The sequence below is a fragment of the Hydrogeniiclostridium mannosilyticum genome, from assembly GCF_003268275.1.
Taxonomy (GTDB): Bacteria; Bacillota; Clostridia; order Oscillospirales; family Acutalibacteraceae; genus Hydrogeniiclostridium; species Hydrogeniiclostridium mannosilyticum.
Map to the genome: position 1 here is coordinate 74,761 of NZ_QLYR01000011.1, position 22,488 is coordinate 97,248.

19 protein-coding genes and 2 pseudogenes are annotated in these 22,488 nt (G+C 55.7%); 12 read left to right on the forward strand and 9 right to left on the reverse strand.

Going from position 1 to position 22,488, the window contains the following annotated elements:
* Positions 1–162 precede the first annotated feature (162 nt).
* Both DPQ25_RS12540 and aac(6') read left to right on the forward strand, forming a co-directional pair.
* Entirely contained in the window at positions 163–2,688 is a 2,526-nt protein-coding gene (locus tag DPQ25_RS12540; RefSeq protein WP_112333517.1) for a family 78 glycoside hydrolase catalytic domain, read from the forward strand.
* Positions 2,689–2,940: 252 nt separating this feature from the next.
* Entirely contained in the window at positions 2,941–3,375 is a 435-nt protein-coding gene (aac(6'), locus tag DPQ25_RS12545) for an aminoglycoside 6'-N-acetyltransferase (protein ID WP_112333518.1), read from the forward strand.
* Between the two features lie 163 nt (positions 3,376–3,538).
* On the opposite strand, the gene DPQ25_RS12550 is transcribed toward aac(6'), so the two are convergent.
* Genes DPQ25_RS12550 through DPQ25_RS12560 form a run of 3 tightly spaced genes read right to left on the reverse strand, consistent with a single transcriptional unit; the run spans position 3,539 to position 6,288 of the window.
* Positions 3,539–4,648, reverse strand: a complete 1,110-nt coding sequence (locus DPQ25_RS12550) for a phosphotransferase enzyme family protein (protein ID WP_112333519.1) — start codon at positions 4,646–4,648, stop codon at positions 3,539–3,541.
* A complete protein-coding gene (locus DPQ25_RS12555; RefSeq protein ID WP_112333520.1) occupies positions 4,645–5,577 on the reverse strand; it encodes a nucleotidyltransferase family protein in 933 nt (310 codons plus the stop codon). Before DPQ25_RS12555 ends, DPQ25_RS12550 begins: the two co-directional genes overlap by 4 nt.
* A gap of 39 nt (positions 5,578–5,616) precedes the next feature.
* Positions 5,617–6,288 carry an SGNH/GDSL hydrolase family protein gene (locus tag DPQ25_RS12560; protein ID WP_112333521.1) on the reverse strand — a complete coding sequence of 224 codons (672 nt, stop codon included), beginning with the start codon at positions 6,286–6,288 and terminating at the stop codon, positions 5,617–5,619.
* Between the two features lie 311 nt (positions 6,289–6,599).
* Here DPQ25_RS12560 and DPQ25_RS12565 point away from each other — a divergent pair, with 311 nt between their 5' ends.
* Both DPQ25_RS12565 and DPQ25_RS12570 read left to right on the forward strand, forming a co-directional pair.
* Complete coding sequence (locus DPQ25_RS12565; RefSeq protein WP_112333522.1) at positions 6,600–7,910, forward strand: putative DNA modification/repair radical SAM protein; 1,311 nt, start codon at positions 6,600–6,602, stop codon at positions 7,908–7,910.
* On the forward strand, positions 7,889–8,857 hold the full coding sequence (locus tag DPQ25_RS12570) for a TIGR03915 family putative DNA repair protein (protein ID WP_112333523.1): 969 nt from the start codon (positions 7,889–7,891) through the stop codon (positions 8,855–8,857). Before DPQ25_RS12565 ends, DPQ25_RS12570 begins: the two co-directional genes overlap by 22 nt.
* On the opposite strand, the pseudogene DPQ25_RS15085 reads toward DPQ25_RS12570, so the two are convergent.
* The 4 genes and pseudogenes from DPQ25_RS15085 to DPQ25_RS12585 all read right to left on the reverse strand — a co-directional run.
* A pseudogene (locus DPQ25_RS15085) lies at positions 8,789–9,412 on the reverse strand (DUF6320 domain-containing protein); the annotation flags it as partial. The gene DPQ25_RS12570 and the pseudogene DPQ25_RS15085 overlap by 69 nt on opposite strands.
* Positions 9,409–10,698 carry a hypothetical protein gene (locus tag DPQ25_RS12575; RefSeq protein ID WP_112333524.1) on the reverse strand — a complete coding sequence of 430 codons (1,290 nt, stop codon included), beginning with the start codon at positions 10,696–10,698 and terminating at the stop codon, positions 9,409–9,411. The gene DPQ25_RS12575 and the pseudogene DPQ25_RS15085, both read right to left, overlap by 4 nt.
* Positions 10,695–11,621 carry an alpha/beta hydrolase gene (locus DPQ25_RS12580; RefSeq protein ID WP_112333539.1) on the reverse strand — a complete coding sequence of 309 codons (927 nt, stop codon included), beginning with the start codon at positions 11,619–11,621 and terminating at the stop codon, positions 10,695–10,697. The genes DPQ25_RS12575 and DPQ25_RS12580 overlap by 4 nt, the downstream gene beginning before the upstream one ends.
* 51 nt (positions 11,622–11,672) lie before the next feature.
* Positions 11,673–12,486: pseudogene (locus tag DPQ25_RS12585) on the reverse strand (ZIP family metal transporter).
* Between the two features lie 334 nt (positions 12,487–12,820).
* Here DPQ25_RS12585 and DPQ25_RS12590 point away from each other — a divergent pair.
* From DPQ25_RS12590 to trxB, 5 genes are all read left to right on the forward strand, one after another.
* Positions 12,821–13,702, forward strand: coding sequence for a patatin-like phospholipase family protein (locus DPQ25_RS12590; protein WP_112333525.1), 882 nt, complete (start codon positions 12,821–12,823; stop codon positions 13,700–13,702).
* A complete protein-coding gene (locus DPQ25_RS12595; RefSeq protein ID WP_112333526.1) occupies positions 13,699–15,513 on the forward strand; it encodes a MutS-related protein in 1,815 nt (604 codons plus the stop codon). The genes DPQ25_RS12590 and DPQ25_RS12595 overlap by 4 nt, the downstream gene beginning before the upstream one ends.
* Positions 15,510–16,238 (forward strand): tRNA threonylcarbamoyladenosine dehydratase, encoded by a 729-nt coding sequence (locus DPQ25_RS12600; RefSeq protein ID WP_112333527.1) that lies wholly within the window; start codon positions 15,510–15,512, stop codon positions 16,236–16,238. Before DPQ25_RS12595 ends, DPQ25_RS12600 begins: the two co-directional genes overlap by 4 nt.
* 90 nt (positions 16,239–16,328) lie before the next feature.
* Positions 16,329–17,150 (forward strand): rhamnulose-1-phosphate aldolase, encoded by an 822-nt coding sequence (rhaD, locus tag DPQ25_RS12605; protein WP_112333528.1) that lies wholly within the window; start codon positions 16,329–16,331, stop codon positions 17,148–17,150.
* A 42-nt stretch (positions 17,151–17,192) separates the two neighbouring features.
* The gene (trxB, locus tag DPQ25_RS12610; RefSeq protein WP_112333529.1) at positions 17,193–18,113 is read left to right on the forward strand and encodes a thioredoxin-disulfide reductase; all 921 of its coding nucleotides are present in this window, start codon (positions 17,193–17,195) and stop codon (positions 18,111–18,113) included.
* A gap of 306 nt (positions 18,114–18,419) precedes the next feature.
* Here the strand turns inward: trxB and DPQ25_RS12615 are convergent, their stop codons facing one another.
* A complete protein-coding gene (locus DPQ25_RS12615; protein WP_112333530.1) occupies positions 18,420–18,671 on the reverse strand; it encodes an AbrB/MazE/SpoVT family DNA-binding domain-containing protein in 252 nt (83 codons plus the stop codon).
* 322 nt (positions 18,672–18,993) lie between these two features.
* On the opposite strand from DPQ25_RS12615, the gene DPQ25_RS12620 reads away from it, so the two are divergent.
* The 3 genes from DPQ25_RS12620 (at position 18,994) to feoB (ending at position 22,007) form a co-directional block, all read left to right on the forward strand.
* Positions 18,994–19,578, forward strand: coding sequence for a nucleoside recognition domain-containing protein (locus DPQ25_RS12620; RefSeq protein WP_112333531.1), 585 nt, complete (start codon positions 18,994–18,996; stop codon positions 19,576–19,578).
* Positions 19,566–20,096, forward strand: a complete 531-nt coding sequence (locus DPQ25_RS12625; RefSeq protein WP_177577074.1) for a spore maturation protein — start codon at positions 19,566–19,568, stop codon at positions 20,094–20,096. The genes DPQ25_RS12620 and DPQ25_RS12625 overlap by 13 nt, the downstream gene beginning before the upstream one ends.
* A gap of 102 nt (positions 20,097–20,198) precedes the next feature.
* Complete coding sequence (gene feoB / locus DPQ25_RS12630) at positions 20,199–22,007, forward strand: ferrous iron transport protein B (RefSeq protein ID WP_112333532.1); 1,809 nt, start codon at positions 20,199–20,201, stop codon at positions 22,005–22,007.
* A 202-nt stretch (positions 22,008–22,209) separates the two neighbouring features.
* On the opposite strand, the gene DPQ25_RS14930 is transcribed toward feoB, so the two are convergent.
* Positions 22,210–22,488 (reverse strand): hypothetical protein (locus DPQ25_RS14930; protein ID WP_207657317.1); only part of this gene is annotated, 279 nt, incomplete at its 5' end.

Here is a 22,488-nt window from a genome sequence, read left to right on the forward strand (position 1 = left end):
TAGAGAAGGAGCGGTACTGACAGAATTTTTTGGTAATATTGTAGAAAAATTTCATCGAATTTTTGGCGACAAATCTTTAAAAAGCCATTGCATAACAAAAACGTTTCGTTATAATTATGGGAGGAAACCCTTCAATAAGAGCTTTATTTGGGAGGAGTCAAGATGAATTTTACCTTATATTGTGACAGCCTGGTCAACCCGATTATTGTTGACCGTGCGCCGCGCCTTTCCTGGAAGGTGGGAACCGACCCCGCGAGCGTGACCACCGGGGTGACGGGCGGCTTTGCGCAGACAGCTTATAAAATCTGCGTCGCAACCAGCAGGGAAAAGCTGGCTGCTGCCGACGTTTGGTGCAGCGGAGAGGTTTTGTCGGACCAAAGTGTGGACATTGAGCTGCCGGCGGAGCTGAAGAGCTCGACCCGTTATTGGTGGAATGTGGCGGTTACGGATTCTACTGGCACCACACATACCTCAGAGGCGGATTGGTTTGAAACCGGCCTGCTGAACCCGGAGGACTGGAAGGCGCAGTGGATCAGCGCGGGCAGCCGTTATATTACAAACTGGGCCATGCAGTACCGGCGCGAGTTTTTAGTTTGCAGCGAGGTTGCCAAGGCTAAGGTGTACATCAGCGGGCTGGGCTTTTACGAGCTGACCATCAACGGCGAGAAGGTTGGCGACCATGTGCTCGACCCTGGCATCACCGAGTTCCCGCAGAAGGTTTTTTATGTCGGTTATGACGTTACCAGCCAGATCAGGAACGGCGGCAACGCGTTGGGCGTAGTGCTTGGAGACGGCTGGTACCATCAGTCGCAGCTCATGGAGGGCGGCGGCATATATGGCGACCCCTGCCTGCTGTTACAGCTGGAGATCACCTATAAAAGCGGCGTGAAGCAATATATTGTTTCCGACGGCGGTTGGAAGACCTTCTATTCGCCGATCACCATGAACAACATCTATGTCGGCGAAACCTATGACGGCCGCATGGAGCAGCCCGGCTGGGACCTCTACGGCCATAGCGAGGACGGCTGGTTCTCCGTTGTGCCGGACAATGCACCCAAGGGCAAGCTGGTTCCGCAGCTGATGCCGCCGGTTCGCGTGACACAGGAGTTGAAGCCCGTGGCGCTGACAAAGCCGCAGGACGGCGTCTTTGTGTTCGACATGGGTAAAAATTCCGCCGGCTATGTGCGGCTGAAGATATCCGGCACACCCGGCAACGAGGTTGTGATGCGCTTCGGCGAGGCAGTCACAGAAGACGGTATGGTCGATGTGGACAGTACCGGCGTTTTCCACATCCGCGGCGTACAGACCCTGCGTTATATCTTTGGTAAAACGGGCGAAATTGTATGGGAGCCGAAGTTTATCTATTTTGGTTTCCGCTATGTGGAGCTGACCGGCGCGCATGCGGATGTAACGGTGGAAACGCTGACCGGGCTGAAGGCGCACACAGACCTCGCACCCAAGGCTGACTTTGTCTGCGCAATGCCGGTTCTCAACCAAATGCAGGAGCTGTTCCGCAACACCTTTACCTCCAATATTCACAGCGTTCCGACAGACTGCCCGGCCCGTGAAAAATGCGGCTGGACCGGCGACGCCAATATCATTGCGGATACCTCCATGGTGATGTGGGACGCTCAGCTGTTCTGGGACAAATATATCGACGACATTGTTACCGCCCACCGCGAGCATGGTATTTATAACAATATTGCTCCCGGCAAGCGCGGCTGCGGCGACACGGTACCCGCATGGGGCACCGCTATGCTCACGGTTCCGTGGAACTGCTACCAGGCCTATGGCTGCCGCTCTATTCTGGAAAAGTATTATGATGAGATGGCCGCCTATACAGCCTATATGGAGGCCAATACCACCGATTATATCTACAATGATCATCCGTATAAATTGGCGGACTGGTGCGCGCCTTACGGCTATGACCCGGCACAGCAGTATTTTGAGACCTCAACCGCCTATTATTATTATGGCCTCTGCATCATGGCGCAGACCGCCCAGGTGCTCGGTAAGGCTGAAGACGAAAAACGTTACGCAGGCCTGGCGGCAAAGGTCAAGGAAGTCTTCCTCGCAAAATACTATGACGCTGAGAACCATTGCTACGGTACGCAGACGCTGACCTCGTTCTGCGCAGAGCTCGGCCTCTATCCCGAGGGGGAAAAAGCGGCGATGGCGGCCTGGTGCGCACAGGATATCATCAACCATGATTATCATGTCACCTGCGGCCATATAGGACTGCGCTATATCTACAAATTTATGTCTGAGTTCGGCTACTATGAGGTGCTGGATAAAACGCTGAACAGCAGAACATATCCTTCTTTCGGCGCACAAATTGAGATGGGCGCCACCACCTTGTGGGAAAGCTTTACGCTTTCGACACACAACCAGTCGCTGAACCATCCCTTCAAGGGCGCCTTCTCGCTCTGGTTCTATGAGGATGTCCTGGGCATTAAGAAGACGTCGCCGGGCTATAAAACCTTTACCGTCAAGCCGGTGGTAACGCCAATCGTCCCCTGGGCAAAGGGAGAGGTGGAAACCGTTTATGGTAAAATTTCTGTGGATTATAAGGTTGGCGGCCACTTCAAGGTAATGATCCCGGCGAATACGACAGCGGAGGTATATGTCCCGCATGAGGACGGCTCCTTCACAAAGCATACGCTGGCAAGCGGCTTTTACAGCCTTTAAGCGGTATTTGTAGCAGCGCTTGCAATTTTTATCCGTCTATTGTTTTTGGGTGCGGCATGGCTTTCATGTCCGCGCCCTTTTTGATTTACTTCCGGCAGGCGGGCCATGTGTGCAGGGAGCGAAACGCCGGTTTATAGGCTTATGAATTTGGAAGACGCGGCGTAGTGAATGATTTTATCAAGGGGACAGCTCTCCGGTGAAGAAACCAGGGAGCTTTTGAAAGGCTGTAATTAAAATAGGAGGTTGTTGGCAATGATTAGAAAAGCGGAAGAAAGAGATATTGGCGCTGTTGTAGAGCTGGCGCTTCAGCTGTGGCCCGGCCATGAGCGGGCGGAACTGGAAGCAGAAATAAACGGACTGCTCCAAACGCGCGAAGCTGCCTTCTTTTTGGCCTTTGAGGGCGGCGCGGCAGTGGGATTTGCGCAGTGCCAGCTGCGGCGCGATTATGTGGAGGGAACCTCCGAAAGCCCGGTAGGCTACCTGGAGGGGATTTTTGTTGACGGTGGGGCGCGGGGAAAGGGCCTTGCCGCGCTGCTGCTGGAGGCCTGTGAGTGGTGGGCGCGGGCACAGGGCTGCCGGGAGTTTGCCAGCGACTGTGAGCTGGAAAATCATCAAAGCCTGGCTTTCCATAAGGCTTGCGGCTTTCAGGAGGCAAACCGGGTCGTTTGCTTTGTCAAGCGAATTTAGGGGTCAGGCCTGCAACCGCCAAAAGCCGTCCGTGCGTTTAAACGCATGGACGGCTTTTGCTTTTTTGTTATGAGTGTTTTTTCAGCCGGTGCAGCAGGCCCAATGCAACGGCCGCTTTTGCGCCCGGGTTAGAGCTTTCCGCAATAGAGCAGGAACCCGGCGCTTATGAAAAACGGGCGACAATATGCTGCATATCGGACCATTTGGACTCCATGTCCGCTACAAGCTTCAGCTGTGTGCGCGCCCGGTCGAGATTTTGTCCCTCGCGGTGAATTTTAAAGTAGTGGTCGCCTTCTAGGTAATCGGTCAGGAAACGCATGCCGCATTCCAGCGTCATCATCTTGGCGCCCATGGGCATCAGCTCTTTTTCCAGCGGCGGCATGGCGCTGCCGGCTGTCTCCAAATAGCCGTCGGTATAGGCCTCGAAGAGGTCCATGCTCATTTCTACACGGGAGAGGTCCGGTTCATCCTCTGCCGCGGTACTGGCGCCGAAGCGAATGGAATCGCCGTAATCATAGAGCGCGCTGCCGGGCATGACGGTGTCCAGATCGATAACACAGAGCCCGCGCCCGGTGCGGTCGTCGATTAATACGTTGTTCAGCTTGGTGTCGTTGTGGGTTACGCGCAGCGGCAGCTTTCCTTCGTCCAGCAATGCGGTCAGCGCGGCGGCCTCGTTTTCACGGTCCAGCAGAAACTCGATCTCACGCCGGACGGAGGCGGCCCGGCCCAGCTTATCCTCCTTCACGGCCCGGATAAAGGCGCGGAAACGCGCCGGGGTGTCGTGGAAATGAGGAATGATCTCCGTTAGGGTCTGCGCCGGATAATCGGAGAGCAGCTGCAGGAAATTGCCGAAGGCCCGTGCGGATTCGTAGAAGATATTGGAATCCGCCGATTGAAAGGAGGTGGCGTTTTCAATAAAACGATATACGCGCCAGCTGTCCCCGCACTCATCGGTAATAAAAATATGCCCGTCCGTGCTCGGCAGCAGCGTCAGGGTTTCCCGCAGCGGGTCGCCGCCGCGCGCCGCGATCTTTTTTTGCATAAAAGCGGTAACGCTGCTGATATTGTTCATCAGCGCGGCGACATCCTGAAATACCACCGTGTTGATGCGCTGTAAAATCCACAGGGAGGTCGTGCCGTCCGGCATGGCGACCACAATGCGGAAGGTGTCGTTGATATGCCCATTGCCGAAGGCGTCGATATGGCATACCGCGCCGTTGAAATCGTACCGGGTCAGGAGCGATTCAATACGCTCAGGGGTTGGTTGTGTCATTTGTTTCCCAGGCCTTTCCACAGATATTCGGGATAACGCCCGTCGGCGATTAGCTGCCGGATAGCGGCCTGAACGCGTGGCTTATCTTCACGGTAGGTAACGCCGAACCATTGGTCGCCCGAGCGCAGCACACGCGCCTCGGCCTTGCCCTCTTCCAGCAGTAGGTTGATAATAGAGGGGAGAAAGTACTCGCCCTTCAGTGGGTTTTCCCGCAGAATTTTGTCCAAAAAGGAGGGGAAACGGCTGCCAAGCTCTTGCAGCAGGCTGGGGGTAAAGCCCCATAGGTTCATTGAAACCGTGGTGTCCGGCGCCAATTCCCGCCAGGTGTTTCCGCCGTCCTCCGTAAACTCAATTTTCCCATTGCGGCGTTCGATGCGCGTATGTTCCTCTATACCGGCCAGGACGCCGTTTTCCACGGAGCATATGCCCCGGGCTACGGAGCCGGACTCGGTAATGGTGTTTTTCAGCGGGTAGCCGACCATGGCGTAGCGGTAAAGGCCGTCGTCCCGTGCTTGGGAGAGAAAGGCGAAGATTTGCTCAAAGGCGTCGCGCCCGTAAAAATCGTCGGCATTAATGACGGCAAAGGGGGCGTCCACAATATTGCGGCAGGCCAGCACGGCGTGGCCGGTGCCCCAGGGCTTTTCACGTCCGGCCGGGACGGCGTAGCCGTCGGGCAGATCGTCAAGAGTCTGGTAGACGTAATGCGCTTCCATGAGCGAATCAATATGGCTGCCGATCACCTCGCGGAAAATACCGGCGTTGTCTTTTTTGATAATAAAGATAACCCGGCGGAATCCGGCGAGGTAGGCATCGTAGAGCGAATAGTCTATAATGATTTCTCCATGCAGGCCCACGGGGTCAATCTGCTTTAAGCCGCCGTACCGGCTGCCCATTCCGGCAGCCATGACGACAAGAATCGGCTCTTTCATCCTTTTTCCTCGTTTCTAATCAATATAATAGGGTGGCGGTCAATCCTCCGCACCGGGAACATGGTTCCAATCAAAGCCAATGGCATCCAGCAGGGCACGGGCAATTATCATAGCCCCCACATGGTTGGGGTGAACACGGTCCCAGGACATGGCATTGGTATTGTAGAACTGAAAATAGCGGTCAAATTCAGCTTGCAGGCCGACAAACACGGTCTGGTACTTTTGTGCCAGTTCGCGGACAATAGCCGCATACTGCTCCGTCATTCGGCGCATGGCGTCGTCGCGGTTGGGCTCCATATAAAACGGGGCCATCAGAACCAGCCCCTTGACCTTCGGCAGCGTCGTTTCAATCAGCTCCTCCAGGTTTCTGCGGTAGTCCGCCGGGCTGACGTGGAGTTCAGGCTCCATTGGCAGATCAAACTGGCGCCAGACATCGTTAATTCCAATCAGGATGGATACCCAGTCGGGTCTTGGCTCGAAGGTATCGGCCTGCCAACGCGCCTTCAGGGTTTTGCTGGTGTCGCCGCTGACGCCTCGGTTTATAACCCGGATATGGCGCTCCGGGTAGCGGCTGTCCAGCAGCGCCTCCACATATTGGGGGTAGCCCCGGCCCAGCAGGTGCCACTGAGCGTTAATGGGCGGTTCCGTGCGGTAAAAATCCGTGATGGAATCGCCCTGCAATAGGAAAACACTGTTTTTTTCAAGCTTCATATACTTGCCGCCTCCTGATGCTCGAGCACTGTATAAAGATGGAACGTATCATTTAAAATGATGGTAAAAAAATAACAACAAAAAGAACCTCTTCAGCCTTTCCGAATCCATCCCGAATTACCGGAAAAAAGAGAGGCTCTTCATATAGCCTCTTTATATATTGACTTTTTCTGAAGAAAAAGTCAATCCTTACACTGGAAAAAAGAGAAATATTTTTACAATGGGTTTACAAGAATATTTGTTCGTGCTATACTAAAATAGAACAAAGTTTTGCAATTTATAGAACGATTGGACGCTTTGGGGGACTGGCTATGGATCTGTTTGAAAAATTAAAAATATTGACGGACGCCGCAAAATACGACGTGGCTTGTACCTCGAGCGGCGTGGACAGGAAGGCGCAGAAGGGGCAGATCGGAAGCGCTGCGGCCTGTGGAATTTGCCACAGCTTTGCCGGTGACGGGCGCTGTATTTCCCTGCTGAAGGTGCTGATGTCCAACGCCTGCGCGTACGACTGCCAATATTGCATCAACCGCCGATCCAACGATGTGCCCCGGGCTTCCTTTACCCCTCGGGAGCTTGCGGACCTCACCATCAATTTTTACCGCCGTAATTACATTGAAGGGCTGTTTCTAAGCTCCGGCGTTTTGAAGAACCCGGATTACACCTGTGAGCGGATGATCGAGACGCTGCGGGTGCTTCGGGAGGAATACCATTTTGCCGGCTATATCCACGCAAAAGCAATCCCCGGCGCGGACAGCGCCCTGCTGGAACGCCTCGGCTTACTCGCGGACCGTATGAGCGTAAATATCGAGCTGCCGTCGCAGCAGAGCCTTCAGCTGTTGGCGCCGGATAAATCCAAGGTTTCCATCCTGAGGCCAATGGGCTTTCTCAGCGAAAAGATCGCCAGCAGCCGCACGGAGCTGGTGAAATACCGCCATGCGCCCCATTTTGCCCCGGCCGGGCAAAGTACGCAGATGATCATCGGGGCAACCCCGGATACCGATTATCAGATTTTAAATTTGACGCAGGGGCTTTACCGCAAATATAAATTGAAGCGCGTATTTTTTTCGGCCTATATCCCCATGAATGAAAGCGCGCTGCTGCCCGCACGGGATGTCAAGCCTCCGCTTCTGCGGGAGCACCGGCTTTACCAGGCCGATTGGCTGCTGCGCTTTTACGGGTTTACCGCAGGAGAAATCCTGGACGAGCGGCATCAGAGCTTTAACCCTTACTTGGACCCCAAGTGTAATTGGGCGGTAAACCACATGGAGCTTTTTCCCGTAGAGGTCAACCGGGCGCCCTATGAGATGCTGCTGCGTGTGCCGGGCATCGGGGTGACCAGCGCAAAACGGATTGTCCGTACACGCCGTGTTTCCAAGCTTGATTTTTCCGGCCTGAAAAAATTAGGGATTGTGCTGAAGCGGGCCCAGTACTTTATCACCTGTAACGGCAGGGTGAACGAGGGCTTGAAAATTACGGAGGATGCGGCGCTGCGGTCGCTGATTTCCAATACCGCGCTTGACCGGATACAAAAAAATCAGCAGCTGTCGCTCTTCGACAACAGCGGGGCGGGGCGGCTGACCCAGGAGGATGTGCGCAAATGCCTGACAGGCCAACTGTAGTCTACCGTTATGACGGCAGCTTTGAAGGACTTCTGTGCTGTGTCTTTGAAAGCTACGAACGCAAGGAGATTCCCGCGGACGTTCTTCCGCCCGAGGAGGGGCAGACTATGCTTTTTTCCACCAGGGAAATTGAGACGGTGGAGGAAAAGGCAGCGCGGGTGCGTGCCGCCATTCCGCAAAAAATAGGACGGGACGCAATGCGCCTCGTCCAGGATGTTTTTTTAACCTGCCTGCCTCGAAAGGAATACCACATGCTCATCTTTTTGCGCAAAGGCTTCCGGGCGGGGCCGAGTATTACGGAAATGCTTGCCGACGAAACCGTTCACCGGCTGAATGCCGCTGTCCGTTATTTGTATAACGAGAACCATCTTACACTGGAATTTCTGCGTTTTTCAGATTTTAAGGGCAACCTGGCCGCGGAGATTGCACCGAACAACTTTGTGCTGCCCTTGCTCGGACAGCATTTTTGCGAACGCTACCCGGAGGAGCGCTTCTTGATTTATGACCGCACCCATGGCGCGGCCCTTGTTTACCAGCCGTATGAGGCCCGGATTATGCCGGTTGAGCATTTTGAACTGCCCGGCCCGGACGCGGAAGAGCAAAAATACCGGGAGCTGTGGCGGATGTTTTACCGGACGGTTGAAGTGGAAGGGCGGCATAACCCCAAATGCCGCATGGGCCATATGCCGAAGCGTTATTGGCGCTACATGACGGAGTTTTCCACGGCGGATCAGCTGGCTGCGCCGCCGCCGATGCTTCCGGCAGAGCGGGAGGCCTTGCTCCGCGCGAGCCGGGCGGCCCTCACCGCGCCGGCCTCACACGTGGAACCGACGGCGGATTTCAGCCATAATCGGCTTCCCGGCGAAAATAAGCAGGACGGCGAGCGAAATCAGGCCGATGCCAAAGCAAATCAGTGTGGGGAAAACCACATGCAGGCATCCCGTTAACCATAGAATCATTGAAACCCAGCTCAGCACAATAAAGGCGCCCACATAAAGCACGGCGTCAGCGGCGGCAATTTTCAGTGCAGGGGTCAGCACCATGAGCAGTACGAGCGCGCAGGCGGCGGCAATGGGCAGGACAAAGTCAATGGACCAGCCGCGCCAGCCTGTAAACAGGTCCCACAAAACGGCAAGGATAGAGGCAGAAATCAGTTGATAGGTAATGTTTTTAATGATATTCTTGCGCTTGCGGATGAAAAAGTAGAGGTTGATCCACACACAGGCGATGCCGGCAAGCACGAACAGGCACCAGAGGCCGGTTTCTATGAAAATTAGATTGATGACGGTGCAGACGATGCCGCTCACCGCGCTGCAGAGCAGCAGGACGCGCAGAAACAGGTGCATTTGCGGCGCCTTGAGCGGGACAGCGGGGTAGTCGGCGTAATCCGCATTGACCGGGCGCTGCATGCCGGCCGGGGGAGACATCGTGTTGTTCTGGCACAGCGGGCATTTGCCGGGCGCACCATGGATGAGTACCTTGCAATTATGGCAGTATTTCATGGGTTCGGCGCCTCCTCCGGGGGGATTCCCTCAATATTGGAGCAAATTTCAACCGGAATGCCCAGCGCGGTAAGCTGTTGGAAAAAAAGGCGCTGGACGTCCGTGCCGGCAAACGCGGAGGAAAACGACAGCGCCAGCACGTTTTGATAGGAGCAAATGCACAGCTGCAGTTTTTTCGTGCTGGTGAGGACGTCAAAATAGGAGATATAGGGTTGAACCTCCGCCGGCATATCCACCCTGCCGATATTGGAGAGCGCAGCGGTATAATTGCGTTCCGATATATTATAGGCGGCTTTCATAAAGAAATCCTTGACCGGCAGCGGCACAACGCGGGCAATGGGGTTGTGCTCTAGGCTGGAGAGCGCGTTCAGGCGGTTCTGCAAGAACTCCTGCGTGAGCCGCTGTTTAAAATCCATACCGACGGATTGCACAATTTCATCCAGATCAGGCTCCCGGCCCTGAAAACTGTAGGCGACATTGATGATGCTGAAAAAATTCCGCGCGGATTGGGACTCAAAAAAATTGCGCAGGTTGACCGGAACCGTAATGGTGACCGGCTTTTTTTTATCCCGCACGCGCATAACGCCCTCAACGGCCTGCATCAGCACAGCGGTTAAAAACACGGTGAGCGTTGCATGGCGGCGATGTGCGGCCTGTAGCAGCCGGTCCGCGGGAACCAGCCCCTCAATAACCTGTAGGCGGCCTTCGGGGCTGCCCGGCCCCCGGAGCTGGTATGCGGGCTTGTCGGGAGCATTTTTGCCCTTGATCCGGCGGTTGTAGTACTGGTCAAAGCTGTCGCGCCCCTTCTCACCGCGGGAGGCGCTGTAGTCGATGAGCGGCGTATAGCCCTGCAGCGCTTCGGGGTGGCGCTCCTTGAGGTAATAGCAGAGCAGCAGCTTAAAAAACTGCATCGCGCCGGTGCCATCGGTTAAAACGTGGTAAACCTCCAGGCTGATTTTATGCTCAAACCAGGTGACCCGAAACAAAGCGGGGGAGGCCGCACGGTAAATCAGGCTGCAGGGCGGCATATCCTCCCTTTTTACCAGCGGGCGAATGCTGTTTTCCTCGAGGTAATACCAAAAAACGCCGCGTTTAAGGACGTTGCGAAAGCTGGGAAATTCCTCCAGCGTTTGCGCCAGCGCACGCTGAAGCGGCGGCTCTTCCACCCGCTCCGTCAGGCAGCAGGAAAAGCGGAAGACCTTGGGGTCGGCTTCGTCGCTGGTCGGCGGGAAAATTTTAGCCGCGTTGTCCAGCGGGCTCCAGTTCCTAATTTTCTTACGGTTCAAACAGATCCACCTCCCAGAAAGTGCTGTATCATGGCATAGCTTTTGCGTACCTGAATGAACCGCGGCGGCAGGGAGAAGAAGCCGTGGAGCGCGTCCGGCATGCGGTACATCTCAACCCGGTTTCCGCTTGCCGTCAGACGGCGTCCGTAGGCCTCCCCTTCGTCGCGGAGGGGGTCATACTGCGCGGTGATAATCAGCGTGTCCGGCTGCCGGGAGAGGTCCCGGGCAGCCAGGGGCGCAAAGTAAGGATCCCGGCGGTCGCTGTCGGTACGGATATACAGGTCCATATAGTCCTGGACGCGCTTGGCGGTCAGCAGGTATCCGGTTCCGTTTTCCCGAATTGAGGCAAAGGGCGAGGCCGCGCTGTGGTCGCTTGCCGTTGCCGGGTAAATGAGAATTTGGCGGCGCGGCTGAAATTCGCCCCGGTCGCGCGCCATGAGGGAGACCGCCGCCGCCAGGTTGCCGCCTGCGCTGTCGCCGATTATGGTGATTTCGCCGGCGGTGACGCCCAGCAGGCCCGGCTGGGTGAAAAGCTCCCGCGCGGCCCGGTAGCAGTCCATCAGGCCGGCTGGAAAGCGATGCTCCGGCGCAAGGCGGTAATCCACAGCCGCCACGGTATGCCGGGTATGGCGCGCCAATTCCTGGCACACCTTGCTGTAGCTGTCGATATTGCCGGTTACCCAGCCGCCGCCGTGGAAAAACAGCAGCACGGGGTAGGCGACTCGTTCCTTATCCGGCAAAAAGATCCGAACGGGGATTTCATGGCCGCAGCCCTCGATTTTGTGGTCCCACATTTGGTACATCAGCTTCAGGCGCGGTTTTTTGGCCGCGGTTTCAATTTTGCGGATGAGCTTGTAATTCTTTTTTATGTCAATATCCGCGTACGAAAGCGCCGCAAGGGCAGCCTTCATATACCGGTTAATCGCCATGCGGGCGCCTCCCTTTCCGCGGCCTGAATTTTTCGGGGAATTGGGTCACCCGAGGGCCACGTCCAAAATCATCATAATAACAAACCCTGCCAACACGCCAATGGTTCCGGCGTTGCTGTGCTCGCCCAGATGCGCTTCCGGAATCAGCTCCTCAACGACAACGTAAATCATGGCTCCGGCGGCGAAGGAAAGGAACCACGGCATCAGCGGCGTGATGGAACCGGCAATCAAAACGGCGAGAATCCCCCCAATGGGCTCGACAATGCCGCTGAGAGCGCCCAGGGCAAAGCTTTTTGTTTTGCTGAAGCCCTCCTGGCGCAGGGGCAGGGAGATGGCCGCGCCCTCGGGAAAATTTTGCAGGCCCATGCCGAGGGAAAGCGCCAGCGCGCTGGCGACGGCAATGCCGGGGGCCGCGGCGCCGGAGACCGCCGTGGCGCTCAGGGCACAGGTCAGCCCAACCGCCATGCCCTCAGGGATATTGTGCAGAGTGACGGCCAAAACCAGCAGGGTGCTTTTGCCCAGCCCGCTGGGCAGCCCCTCCGCCTCGGCGGAGCCCGGATGCAGGTGGGGCATCAGGCTGTCCAGAGCAAGCAGGAACAGCGCGCCCAGCAAAAAGCCGCCCGCCGCGGGAATCCAAGGGATTCCTCCCTGCTCCTCAGCCATTTCAATGGACGGAATTAGCAGGCTCCAAACGCTGGCCGCAATCATGACACCGGCGGCAAACCCCAGAAAGACGCGCTGAAAGCCAACTTTGATCTCCTTTTAAAAGAAATACGACAGCGGCGCCGGCGGCGGTGCAAAAAAAGGTGAAGCCGGTACCGGCTAAGCAGTATAGCAGGGCCTGGGTAAGCTGATTCATCCTGGTTCCTCCTGTTATTGTTGTTCAAAAGTAAGGTGCTGGGCCGTTGGGCCGCGTTTTTGATTATTTAAAATCAGTATAGCACAATCTCGCACAGGCGGAAAGAGATGTTTTGTTTAAAAACGGTGTTTGGTTGATTCTCTGCGAATGAAATGTTATACTTATTTTTAAAGGGCATGCTCTTTAAAATGGAAAATTTCTGCCTTGGAGGCATGGAGGCTGTTGGACAAGGTTTGCTGAAACGGCGGAATATATCAGAAAATTCAGTTTCCGTTATTCGTGATATTCGGTCAAGGCCACATGCATAGAAAATAAAGTAAAGAGGTTTTTAGCGGTGAAAACGGGTTTGGTTTTAGAAGGCGGCGGAATGCGGGGGCTGTATACCGTCGGCGTACTGGATTGCTTTATGGCGCATCACTTTTATTTAGACTACTCCGTGGGGGTTTCGGCGGGCGCCGCGAACATGGCGTCGTACCTCTCCGGCCAGGAGGGGCGGGGTGTCCGCGTTAATCTGGATTATCTTGGCGATAAGCGCTATCTCAGTATGTCCAACTTTATACGGGGAAAATCGCTCTTTGGGCTGGACTTTATTTTTGATGAGATTCCAAACCGCCTGGATCCGTTCGATTATCAGGCGCTCCAGCGTGCGCCCACGGCGCTGGAGGTCGGTGTGTTTGATATTAATGCCGGTATAACGGATTATTTTGGCGCAGAGCACCTGCAAAAAAACTGCGATGTGCTTAAAGCCTCCTCTTCGCTGCCCGTTTTTTCACCGATTGTGCGTTACCAAGGGAAGGAGTATCTTGACGGCGGTACGGCGGCTCCGATTCCGTTTGAACGGGCGCTGGAGCAGGGGTGTGAAAAGCTGGTGGTTGTGCTGACGCGTCCGCGCGGGTACCGCAAGCGTCCCCAGCGGGGAGCGCTGATTTACCGGCGGAAATACCGGGGCTATCCCAAGCTTGTCAAGGCGTTGGATACCCGCCACGAGGTATATAACCGGGCCCTGGACGCTTTGTCGGAGCTGGAGCGGCAGGGAAAGGCCCTTGTGCTGGCGCCGGGCCGGGTTGTTAAGATGGGGCGCTTTGAGAAGGACCCCCAGGTTTTGCGCGCGCTCTATCAGCTGGGGCGTGCGGATGCGCAGCAGCTGTTTGACGAACATATCTTACCGGATTTTTTAAAGACCGTGCCGGGCGGTGAAAAAGGGGGCGCTTTATGAAGCAAGAGGTCTATGCGGCTCAATTGAAGGCGGAACAGGAGCGGGGGCGCCTGCTGGCCCGGCGCTACAACCAGGTCAGCGCGCTGCGGCTGGTCTGCTTTTTACTGGTGCTTTTTTGCCTTTGCCTGGCCTGGTTTGGCGGGCAGGCATGGGGATATGCGCCTGCGGCTGCGCTGGCGGCGGCTTTTTTGGGCTTGATGGCCTGCCACCGCCGCGTGGCGCTGAAGCAGGCGTACTGCGCGGCCAGGCGGCAGGTTTTGCAGGGCCTGCTGGCGTGTTTTGACAGTTCCTGGCACGGCTTTTCCGAGGACGGTACAGCGTTTTTAAACGAAAAGGCCCCTCGCCTGGAGGATTTGGATGTTTTTGGGCCGCGTTCCCTCTACCAATATTTGTGCGCGGCGGGTACGCCGATGGGGAAAAGGCTTTTGGCGGAGTGGCTCAGCAGCGACCCTCCCGAGGCAGATGAGCTTCGTGCACGCCAGAAGGCTGTGGAGGAGCTGGTGGAAAAGGCCGGTTTTTCATTGGAATTGCGGACGCTGCTGCACTTGCTGCGGAATGGAAATGCGGATCTGGCGGCGCAGGAGGATTTTTTACAAAAAGCGGTACAGCCTGGGCCGCCGCCCTCCGCGGCCTCCCGGGTGCTGATGTGGGGCCTGCCCGCCCTGACCTGGGTTCTGCTGGGGCTTTCGCTGGCAGGGCTTATCCCGGCCTTGGTCAGCGCCGCATTTTTGCTGCTGCAGCTGGGGCTTACGCTGTTCTCATACACCCGTCACACAGGAGCGCTGTCGCCGCTGTTTTCAATAGAACGGGATCTTACTGAATACGAGGCGCTGTTTGTGCTGTTGGAAAAGACGGAATTTCACAGCGCCCTGCTCGCCGGCCACAGGGCTCATATTGCCGCAGGCGCTGCCAGCGGCTTGAAAAAGCTGCGCACCATCGGCGCTGCCGTCCGGCTCCGGCATAACCCGGTTGCCTATGCGGTGGCGGCGTCCCTGCTGCTGTGGGACCATCACTGCGCTGCGGCCTTCGCGCGCTGGAAACAGACCTATGGTGCAAGCCTGCGCGGATGGTTTGAGGCTGTGGCTTGCCTAGAGGCCTGTGTAAGCCTACAGCTTCCTGCGCTCGTCCGGGAGAATGTCTGCTTTCCGGAAATTGTGGACACGGATGAGCCGCTGTTCCGGGCTGAAGGAATGCGGCATCCGTTGCTGGCAGAGACGGACGCGGTTCCCAACGACGCCGGGCTGGCGCATGGAACCGTAATCATCACGGGTTCCAATATGTCCGGAAAAACCACTTTTTTGCGGACAATCGGTTTAAATATGGTGCTGGCCTACGCCGGCGCGCCGGTATGTGCGGCTGGGCTGGCGCTCTCCCGGATGAAGCTGTTTACCTCCATGCGGGTTGAGGATGATGTAAGCCGCGGCATCTCTACCTTTTATGCCGAGCTGCTGCGCATTCGTGCCATGGTGGCTTATCAGAAGGAGAGAAAGCCGATGATGGCCCTGATCGATGAAATTTTTAAGGGAACAAATTCCGCGGACCGGATCGTCGGCGCAACGGCGGCGGTCAAGAGGCTGTCGTCGTCCTGGTGCTTGACGCTGGTTTCCACGCATGATTTTGAGCTTTGCGCGTTGGAAAGCGACCCGGTGATCCGGGCGCGAAATTTCCATTTTGAAGAGAGCTACCAGGGGGATCGGATCTGCTTTGACTACCGCATAAAGGACGGCCGCTGCAGGACGGCAAATGCAAGGCATTTGCTGCGGCTGGTTGGAATTTTACAGGACCAGCCGGGACAGGAGGGAACAGGCTGATGCATGAGTTTTCACGGGAGGAGCTGCTCTTTGGCAGCACGGCGATGGAGCGGCTGAAGGAGGCCTCGGTAGCGGTATTCGGCCTTGGCGGCGTCGGCTCCTACACGGCGGAGGCGCTGGCCCGGGGCGGCGTGGGGCGGCTGGCGCTGGTAGACGGCGACGAAGTGGCGCTGACCAATATCAACCGGCAGTTGCTTGCCACCCACCGTACAGTGGGAAGGCGCAAGGTGGACGTTATGGCGGACCGTATTGCAGAGATCAACCCAGCGGCACGCGTAGAGCGGCGGGATTGCTTTTTATTGGAGGACACCGCCGGGCTTTTTGATTTTTCCACGTTTTCCTATGTGGTCGATGCCGTAGACACGGTTGCAGCAAAGCTGCTGCTTGCCGAGCGCTGCCAGGCTGCCGGCGTGCCCCTTATCAGCTGCATGGGCACAGGCAATAAGATCGACCCCTGCGCCTTTGAGGTGGCCGATATTTATCAGACCTCCGGGTGCCCGCTGGCCCGCGTTATGCGTAGGGAGCTGCGCCGCCGGGGAATTGCCTCGCTGAAGGTGGTTTATTCAAAGGAGGCGCCCCGGCCGTTCTGCGGGGAAGTATTGGACGGCGCGGAAAAAAAGGGAACGGCGGGGCGTATGGCGCCGGGCAGCTGTTCCTTTGTCCCGCCGGTTGCGGGCATGATTATGGCCGGGGAGGTCATTAAAGGTATAACTGGAATAGGCTGAACCCTTCTTTATTTTTCAACGGTTGAAAAAGGAGCGGCCAGCTTGACCATACTAGCAATACCGAATAATCTTGTAAAAGGAGATGAAGGAATGAGAATTGTTGATGCCGAGTTTGTCCGTGAGTTTATCCGCTTGACGGATGATGGATACCGAAAGGGCTGGCATGAGCGCAACGGGGGCAATTTGACCTACCGTGTAAGGCCGGAAGAAGTCGATATCGTGCGTTCCCGTTTTATACCGAGGGAGTGGCAGCCCATCGGCGTGACCGTCAAAAATCTGGCGGGTGAATTTTTTATTGCAACAGGGAGCGGAAAATTTCTGCGCAATGTCAGTGTAGCGCCGGAGGATAATATCGCCTTTACGGAAATTGATGAAAAGGGCGAGAACTACCGTATTGTGTGGGGAATGGATAACGGCGGTACGCCGACGAGCGAGTTCCCCTCTCACCTGATGAACCACAGTGTGAAAAAAGAGGTTACAAACGGCGAGCACCACGTCATCTACCATGCGCACCCGCCGAATATTATTGCCCTGACCTATGTGCTGCCGCTGGAAGATAAGGTGTTTACCCGCGAATTGTGGGAGATGGCCACAGAGTGCCCGGTTGTTTTCCCGCAGGGTGTGGGAGTGCTGGGCTGGATGGTTCCCGGCCGCGGCGAAATTGCCAAGGCAACCAGTGAACTGATGAAAAAATATAATGTAGCCATTTGGGCGCACCATGGAATGTTCTGCTCCGGCCGCGATTTTGACGCGACCTTCGGCTTGATGGACACCGTGGAGAAGTCCGCGGAGATTCTGGTTAAGGTTTTGTCTATGACGGACCACAAACGCCAGACCATCACGACACAAAACCTGAAGGATTTGGCGAAGGCCTTTGGCGTAAGGCTGAATGAGGCGTTCTTGGAGGACTGAGCCGGGGCCCCGAAGCCCGGCGCTGGAAAGGATTGGGACGATTTGGAACAGAAACGTTTTGATGTAATTGTAATCGGCGGCGGCCCGTGCGGCTATACGGCGGCGCTCTACTGTGCCCGTGCGGCGCTGGACTGCCTGGTGCTGGAGCAGCTCTCGCCCGGCGGACAGATGGGAACCACGGATATCATTGACAATTATCCCGGCTTTCCCCAGGGGGTCAATGGGTTTGACCTAGCGATGCAGATGCAGCAGGGCGCGGAGCGCTTCGGCGTTGCCACCAGGCTGGAGGCGGTTGAACGTGTTGAGCTGGAAAACCCGGTGAAGCGGGTGCATACCGCACAGAATGCTTATGAGGCGGGCGCGGTTATTCTGGCCATGGGGGCTTCTCCGCGTGAGCTTGGGCTGCCAAATGAACGCAGCCTGCGCGGCAAGGGCGTTTCCTACTGCGCAACCTGCGACGGAATGTTCTACCGGGATAAAACCGTGGTGGTTGTAGGCGGCGGGGACACCGCGGCCGCGGATGCGGTTTTTCTCTCTAAAATCTGTAAAAAGGTTTATTTAGTGCACCGGCGCGATGCCCTGCGCGCGTCCAAAGCCTATTTGTCTCCGCTGCAGCGCTGTGAAAACGTGGAATTTGTGTGGAACACGACGGTGGAAGAAATACTCGCGCAGGAGAAGGTTACCGCTGTCGCTGTTAAAAATGTGAAGAGCGGCACCTATACGATGATTGACTGCGACGGCGTGTTTGTGGCGGTGGGCAACGTGCCGAACACGAAGCTTGTTCAGGGCCAGGTGGCCCTGAATGCCGGCGGCTATATTGCTGCCGGTGAGAGCACCAAGACAAACATACCCGGCGTTTTTGCTGCCGGCGACGTGCGCGAAAAGCCGTTGCGCCAGGTTGTGACTGCTGTTTCAGACGGCGCGGTAGCAGCTAAGTTTGCCGAGGAGTATTTGTCAGAATAAGGCCGATGCTTTCAGCTTATACCCGGCCTCGCTGTTTTATTTCCATTTAGGATGCAGCCAGCCCCCGATGTAGAAAACCACTACATCGGGGGCTGGCTGCATCCTGGCCGGGCGCTAAGGGGCTACCCGAAAGGTGGCATAAGCGGCGGGTGGAAGTCATACATCTTAGTAGAATGGATTATTCTCGCGGACAGCCGCCTCGTACCTGCATAAAAGGGGCCCGGCTTAACCGGACCCCAAATATCCCTCAGCGGAAAAAAGGAAAGAGGCAGGCGGGCCGCCGCATGCCTGCATGTGAAAACCGGCTCATTCCTCGCCGAGCAGGCTGATCTTCTGAGCGCATTTTTGACAGATGTTGTGGCCCTTGTACGTGATGATGTTTTCCATCCCGCCGCAAAAGATACAGGACGGTTCATATTTTTTCAAGATAATATTTGAGCCGTCCACATAAATTTCCATGGGATCATCCGTGTTTAAATTCAGGGATTTTCTCAAAGAAGTGGGGATAACGATTCGGCCTAATTTGTCAATAGGCCGAAGAATTCCCAATGATTTCATAGTATCCGTGTCCTTTCTGTTTTAGCATGAAATAGGGATTTTCCAGGTCCTTACATCAATAATAGTAGTTTTTGCCAATTTTGTCAATATATAGCAATGCAAAAAATAACGGGAAATGAATATTTTCTAGATGCACAGATCTTTTTATGCGCTTTATCTGTATATTATGGCGAAAAAAATACAGTTTGTAAACAAAGCGCGAGAGGAGTACGTTTTGTCGGTGAAAAAAAGAAGGTTTGCCGGCCTTTTTTACAATTTGCTCCGGTTTTCAAGGCAGGCCTGAGAAGAAAAGCAAGTATGCGGAAGGGGAGTCGGTCGTTTTATGCTGAATGCAATCTGGGCTGGAATGATTATTGTCAGCTTGTTCTGCGCGGTGATAACCGGGCGTATGCCGGAGCTGTCCGCCGCTGTATTCCAGGGCGCACAGTCGGCGGTAGAGTTAATTTTGTCTATGGCGGGGATGATGGCAGCCTGGACCGGCCTGCTGAAAATTGCCGAGTCAGGCGGGCTGACCACCCTTCTAAGCCGAGCGCTGGGGCCCGTTATCGGGCGATTGTTCCCGGATTGTAAGCAAAAGCCGGAGGCGATGCACGCGGTTTCAATGAATTTAACGGCGAACTTTTTGGGCATTGGCAATGCGGCGACGCCAATGGGTATTGCCGCAATGAAGGCTCTGGACAATGGCAGCGGCGCCGCCAGCAATTCGATGGTCCGTTTTGTGGTGCTGAACACGGCTTCCATTCAGCTGATTCCCACCACCCTGGGAATACTCCGCGCCCAATATGGAGCCCAAGCGCCGTTTGACATCATGCCGGCGGTGTGGCTGGTTTCCGTTGCGGCGCTTGCGGTTGGACTGCTGGCGGCAGGGATTTTTGAGAAGGGTGGAAACAAGAAGTGGAACAAATAGGCGTTTGGGTCGCGCCCGCATTTATTGGGCTTATTTTGGCCTTCGGGCTGCTGAAGCGGGTGCCGGTGTTCGACGCGTTTGTCAGCGGCGCGCGGGAGGGGCTCCGTTCCTGTGTGTCCATTCTGCCGCCATTGATCGGCCTGATGATGGGCATAACCATGCTGAATGCATCGGGCGCGCTGGATATTTTCTCCTCTTTTTTGTCCCCGGTGGCCCATGCGCTGGGGCTCCCGGCGGAGGTGCTGCCGCTGGCACTGATCAAGCCTATTTCGGGCAGCGGCTCCACCGCGATTTTAAGCCAGATTTTTACCGCTTATGGCCCGGATAGCTGGATTGGCCGGGTTGCATCGGTGATGTCGGCATCTACGGAGACGACGTTTTATTGCATAGCGGTTTACTATGGCGCGGTGGGCGTCAAAAAGCTGCGCCATACGGTGCCGGCTTCTCTGCTCGCGGATCTAAGCGCTTGCATCGCCTCTGGCCTGGCAGTGTCGGTGTTTTTTCATCAGGGCGGTTAAGGGCGGCTCAGGATTTTACGCCGGGGCCGTGCAGCAGAATAGCAATGGTTTTGTACAGAGATGAGGGAATATTGCCGATTTTATTAGAAAGAGGGAAGACGGTTGCGAATTGCGCTGGCGGGAAATCCTAATTGTGGGAAAACGACGGTGTTTAACCGGTTAACCGGCAGTAGCCAGACGGTTGGCAACTGGCCGGGGGTAACGGTGGAACGTAAGACGGGCTGGTGCGCGTTAGGAAAAATCAGGGCAGAAATTGTGGACCTGCCCGGCGTGTATTCTCTGGCGCCGTATTCGCCGGAGGAACGGATCGCGGGAGCGTACCTGAAATCCGGCCAAGCCGATTTTATTCTCAACATTGTGGATGCCGCAAATCCCGTACGCAACCTGTATTTGACCTCTCAGCTGCTGCAGCTGGGGGTCCCGGTCATTGTGGTGCTGAACCGAATGGATGCGGCGGAACACAAGGGTTATGCCTACCGGACGGAACGGCTGAGCCAGGCGCTTGGCGTTCCGGTAGTGGCTGTGACGGCAGCCAAGGGCGTTGGCTTTGAGGAGCTGCGCCGGGTTTGCGGGCAAGGGGCCGCTGCTGGATTACAGCCGTTGGCCCCAAGGCTGGACAAAGATCCGGGGCTGGACCCGGAGGCGGCGGAGGCCGATAGCCGTTACCGCTGGGCAGAGCGGGTAGTGGCGCAGGCTTGCCGCAGAGCTCCGGCAAAGGGGTGTGAAACAACGCTGAAGCTGGACAGGGTGCTTACACATAGGTTTTGGGGAATACCGCTGTTTTTTGCCATCCTTTTTCTTATTTTTTACCTGACCTTTGGGCCGTTAGGCTCCCTGCTGGAGTCTGCACAGCTGCTGCCGGCACTCTGCCAAAATGCGGATGCTCTGCTGACGGGGTTGGGGGTTTCCCAATGGGTACGGTCCCTGCTTGTGGACGGCGTTCTCTCCGGAGTCGGCTCGGTCGCATCCTTTTTACCGCGTATTTTGCTGCTGTTTGCCCTGCTCTCCCTGTTGGAGGACAGCGGCTATATGGCGCGTGTGGCGTTTTTGATGGACGCTCCTATGCGCCGTCTGGGGTTGTCGGGCCGGGCGTTCGTACCGCTCTTAATGGGCTTCGGTTGTACGGTTCCTGCCGTGCTGGGGACGCGTATCCTGGAAAAAGAAAAGGACCGGCGTCTAACGGCACTGATCCTTCCATTTTTCTCGTGCAGCGCCAAAATGCCGGTTTACACACTGTTTGCCACGGCCTTTTTTCCCAATGCCGCCGCAGCCGTTATTTTGGGGCTCTATCTGTTCGGCGTCATAATGGCGCTGCTGTCGGCGCTATTGTTTAAAAATACGGTTTTGAGCGGAGAACCCGAGCCATTTATTATGGAATTGCCGGATTACACGGTGCCCGGGTTGCGTAATTTATGGCTGCATGTGTGGCAGCGGCTGAAGGATTTTTTGATAAAGGCGGGAACCATGCTGCTGCTTGCCTCCATTACGCTTTGGCTGCTGCAATCGTTAACCCCGGCGCTGGCCCCGGCCGCGGATGCTTCCCAAAGTATTCTGGCTGCGCTTGGGCACTGGCTGGCTCCGGTATTTTCACTCTGTGGCTTTGGGTCCTGGCAGGCCGCAGTCGCTTTGTCGGCTGGGCTGCTGGCGAAGGAAAACGTTGTCGGGGCGCTGGCGATTCTTTACCCGGCAGGCATAGCCGGAGCCTTTACCCCGGCCGCAGCCATTAGCTTTTTGATATTTGTGCTGCTATATCCCCCTTGTGCCGGTGCGATGAGTGTTATGCGCCGTGAAATGGGGAAACGGCGGTGGATGCTGCTGACTGTTTTTTATCAGCTGGCAGCGGCCTGGTATTGCTCGGCAATGTTCTACCAATGCGCGTCGCTCATCAGCCGTTATTTTTTCCATCAATAGAAAAAATTTTTTTAAAAGCTGTTGCTAATTTCCTTAAAATGGAATAAAATAACAATATCCTTTCCATAATAGAGGGGAAAGCCAAATGCCGGAATGGCCCGGACTGATGGGGCTAAAACCACATCGTGTTAACTCCTTGAAAAGTTTTTTCAAAAAAAGGGAAAAAAGGGGTTGACAAAAGGGGAATGATTTGGTATTATAATCAAGCGCCTTGCGAGAGGCGGTCAAAAAACAAAAGCTTCACAAAGCCGTGAAAGGCAGATGGGGAGCGGGTTTTGAGACAAACAGGACCTTGAAAATTAAACAACGAGAAGAGAGAAAAGGAACCCGTAAACAGTTTGAGAGTTTTCACTTGAGAGAGTGGAAGCGACCGGACAGGAAGAGGCGGAACTTCGGAAAAAAAGACCGCAAAAGAATACACGTTAGTGTATCGTGAGAAGAGCAGAACAAAGGCTCTGAAATGTGGTTTAAACACGAAAGT

What these genes read in the sequence shown, in the direction of transcription:
- rhaD (WP_112333528.1), top strand. Translation starts at nt 16,329, where the DNA reads ATGAGAATTGTTGATGCCGAGTTTGTCCGTGAGTTTATCCGCTTGACG.
- DPQ25_RS12595 (WP_112333526.1), top strand. Translation starts at nt 13,699, where the DNA reads ATGAAGCAAGAGGTCTATGCGGCTCAATTGAAGGCGGAACAGGAGCGG.
- DPQ25_RS12540 (WP_112333517.1), top strand. Translation starts at nt 163, where the DNA reads ATGAATTTTACCTTATATTGTGACAGCCTGGTCAACCCGATTATTGTT.
- DPQ25_RS12560 (WP_112333521.1), bottom strand. Translation starts at nt 6,288, where the DNA reads ATGAAGCTTGAAAAAAACAGTGTTTTCCTATTGCAGGGCGATTCCATC.
- DPQ25_RS12620 (WP_112333531.1), top strand. Translation starts at nt 18,994, where the DNA reads ATGCTGAATGCAATCTGGGCTGGAATGATTATTGTCAGCTTGTTCTGC.
- DPQ25_RS12550 (WP_112333519.1), bottom strand. Translation starts at nt 4,648, where the DNA reads ATGACACAACCAACCCCTGAGCGTATTGAATCGCTCCTGACCCGGTAC.
- DPQ25_RS12570 (WP_112333523.1), top strand. Translation starts at nt 7,889, where the DNA reads ATGCCTGACAGGCCAACTGTAGTCTACCGTTATGACGGCAGCTTTGAA.
- DPQ25_RS12565 (WP_112333522.1), top strand. Translation starts at nt 6,600, where the DNA reads ATGGATCTGTTTGAAAAATTAAAAATATTGACGGACGCCGCAAAATAC.
- DPQ25_RS12615 (WP_112333530.1), bottom strand. Translation starts at nt 18,671, where the DNA reads ATGAAATCATTGGGAATTCTTCGGCCTATTGACAAATTAGGCCGAATC.
- DPQ25_RS12555 (WP_112333520.1), bottom strand. Translation starts at nt 5,577, where the DNA reads ATGAAAGAGCCGATTCTTGTCGTCATGGCTGCCGGAATGGGCAGCCGG.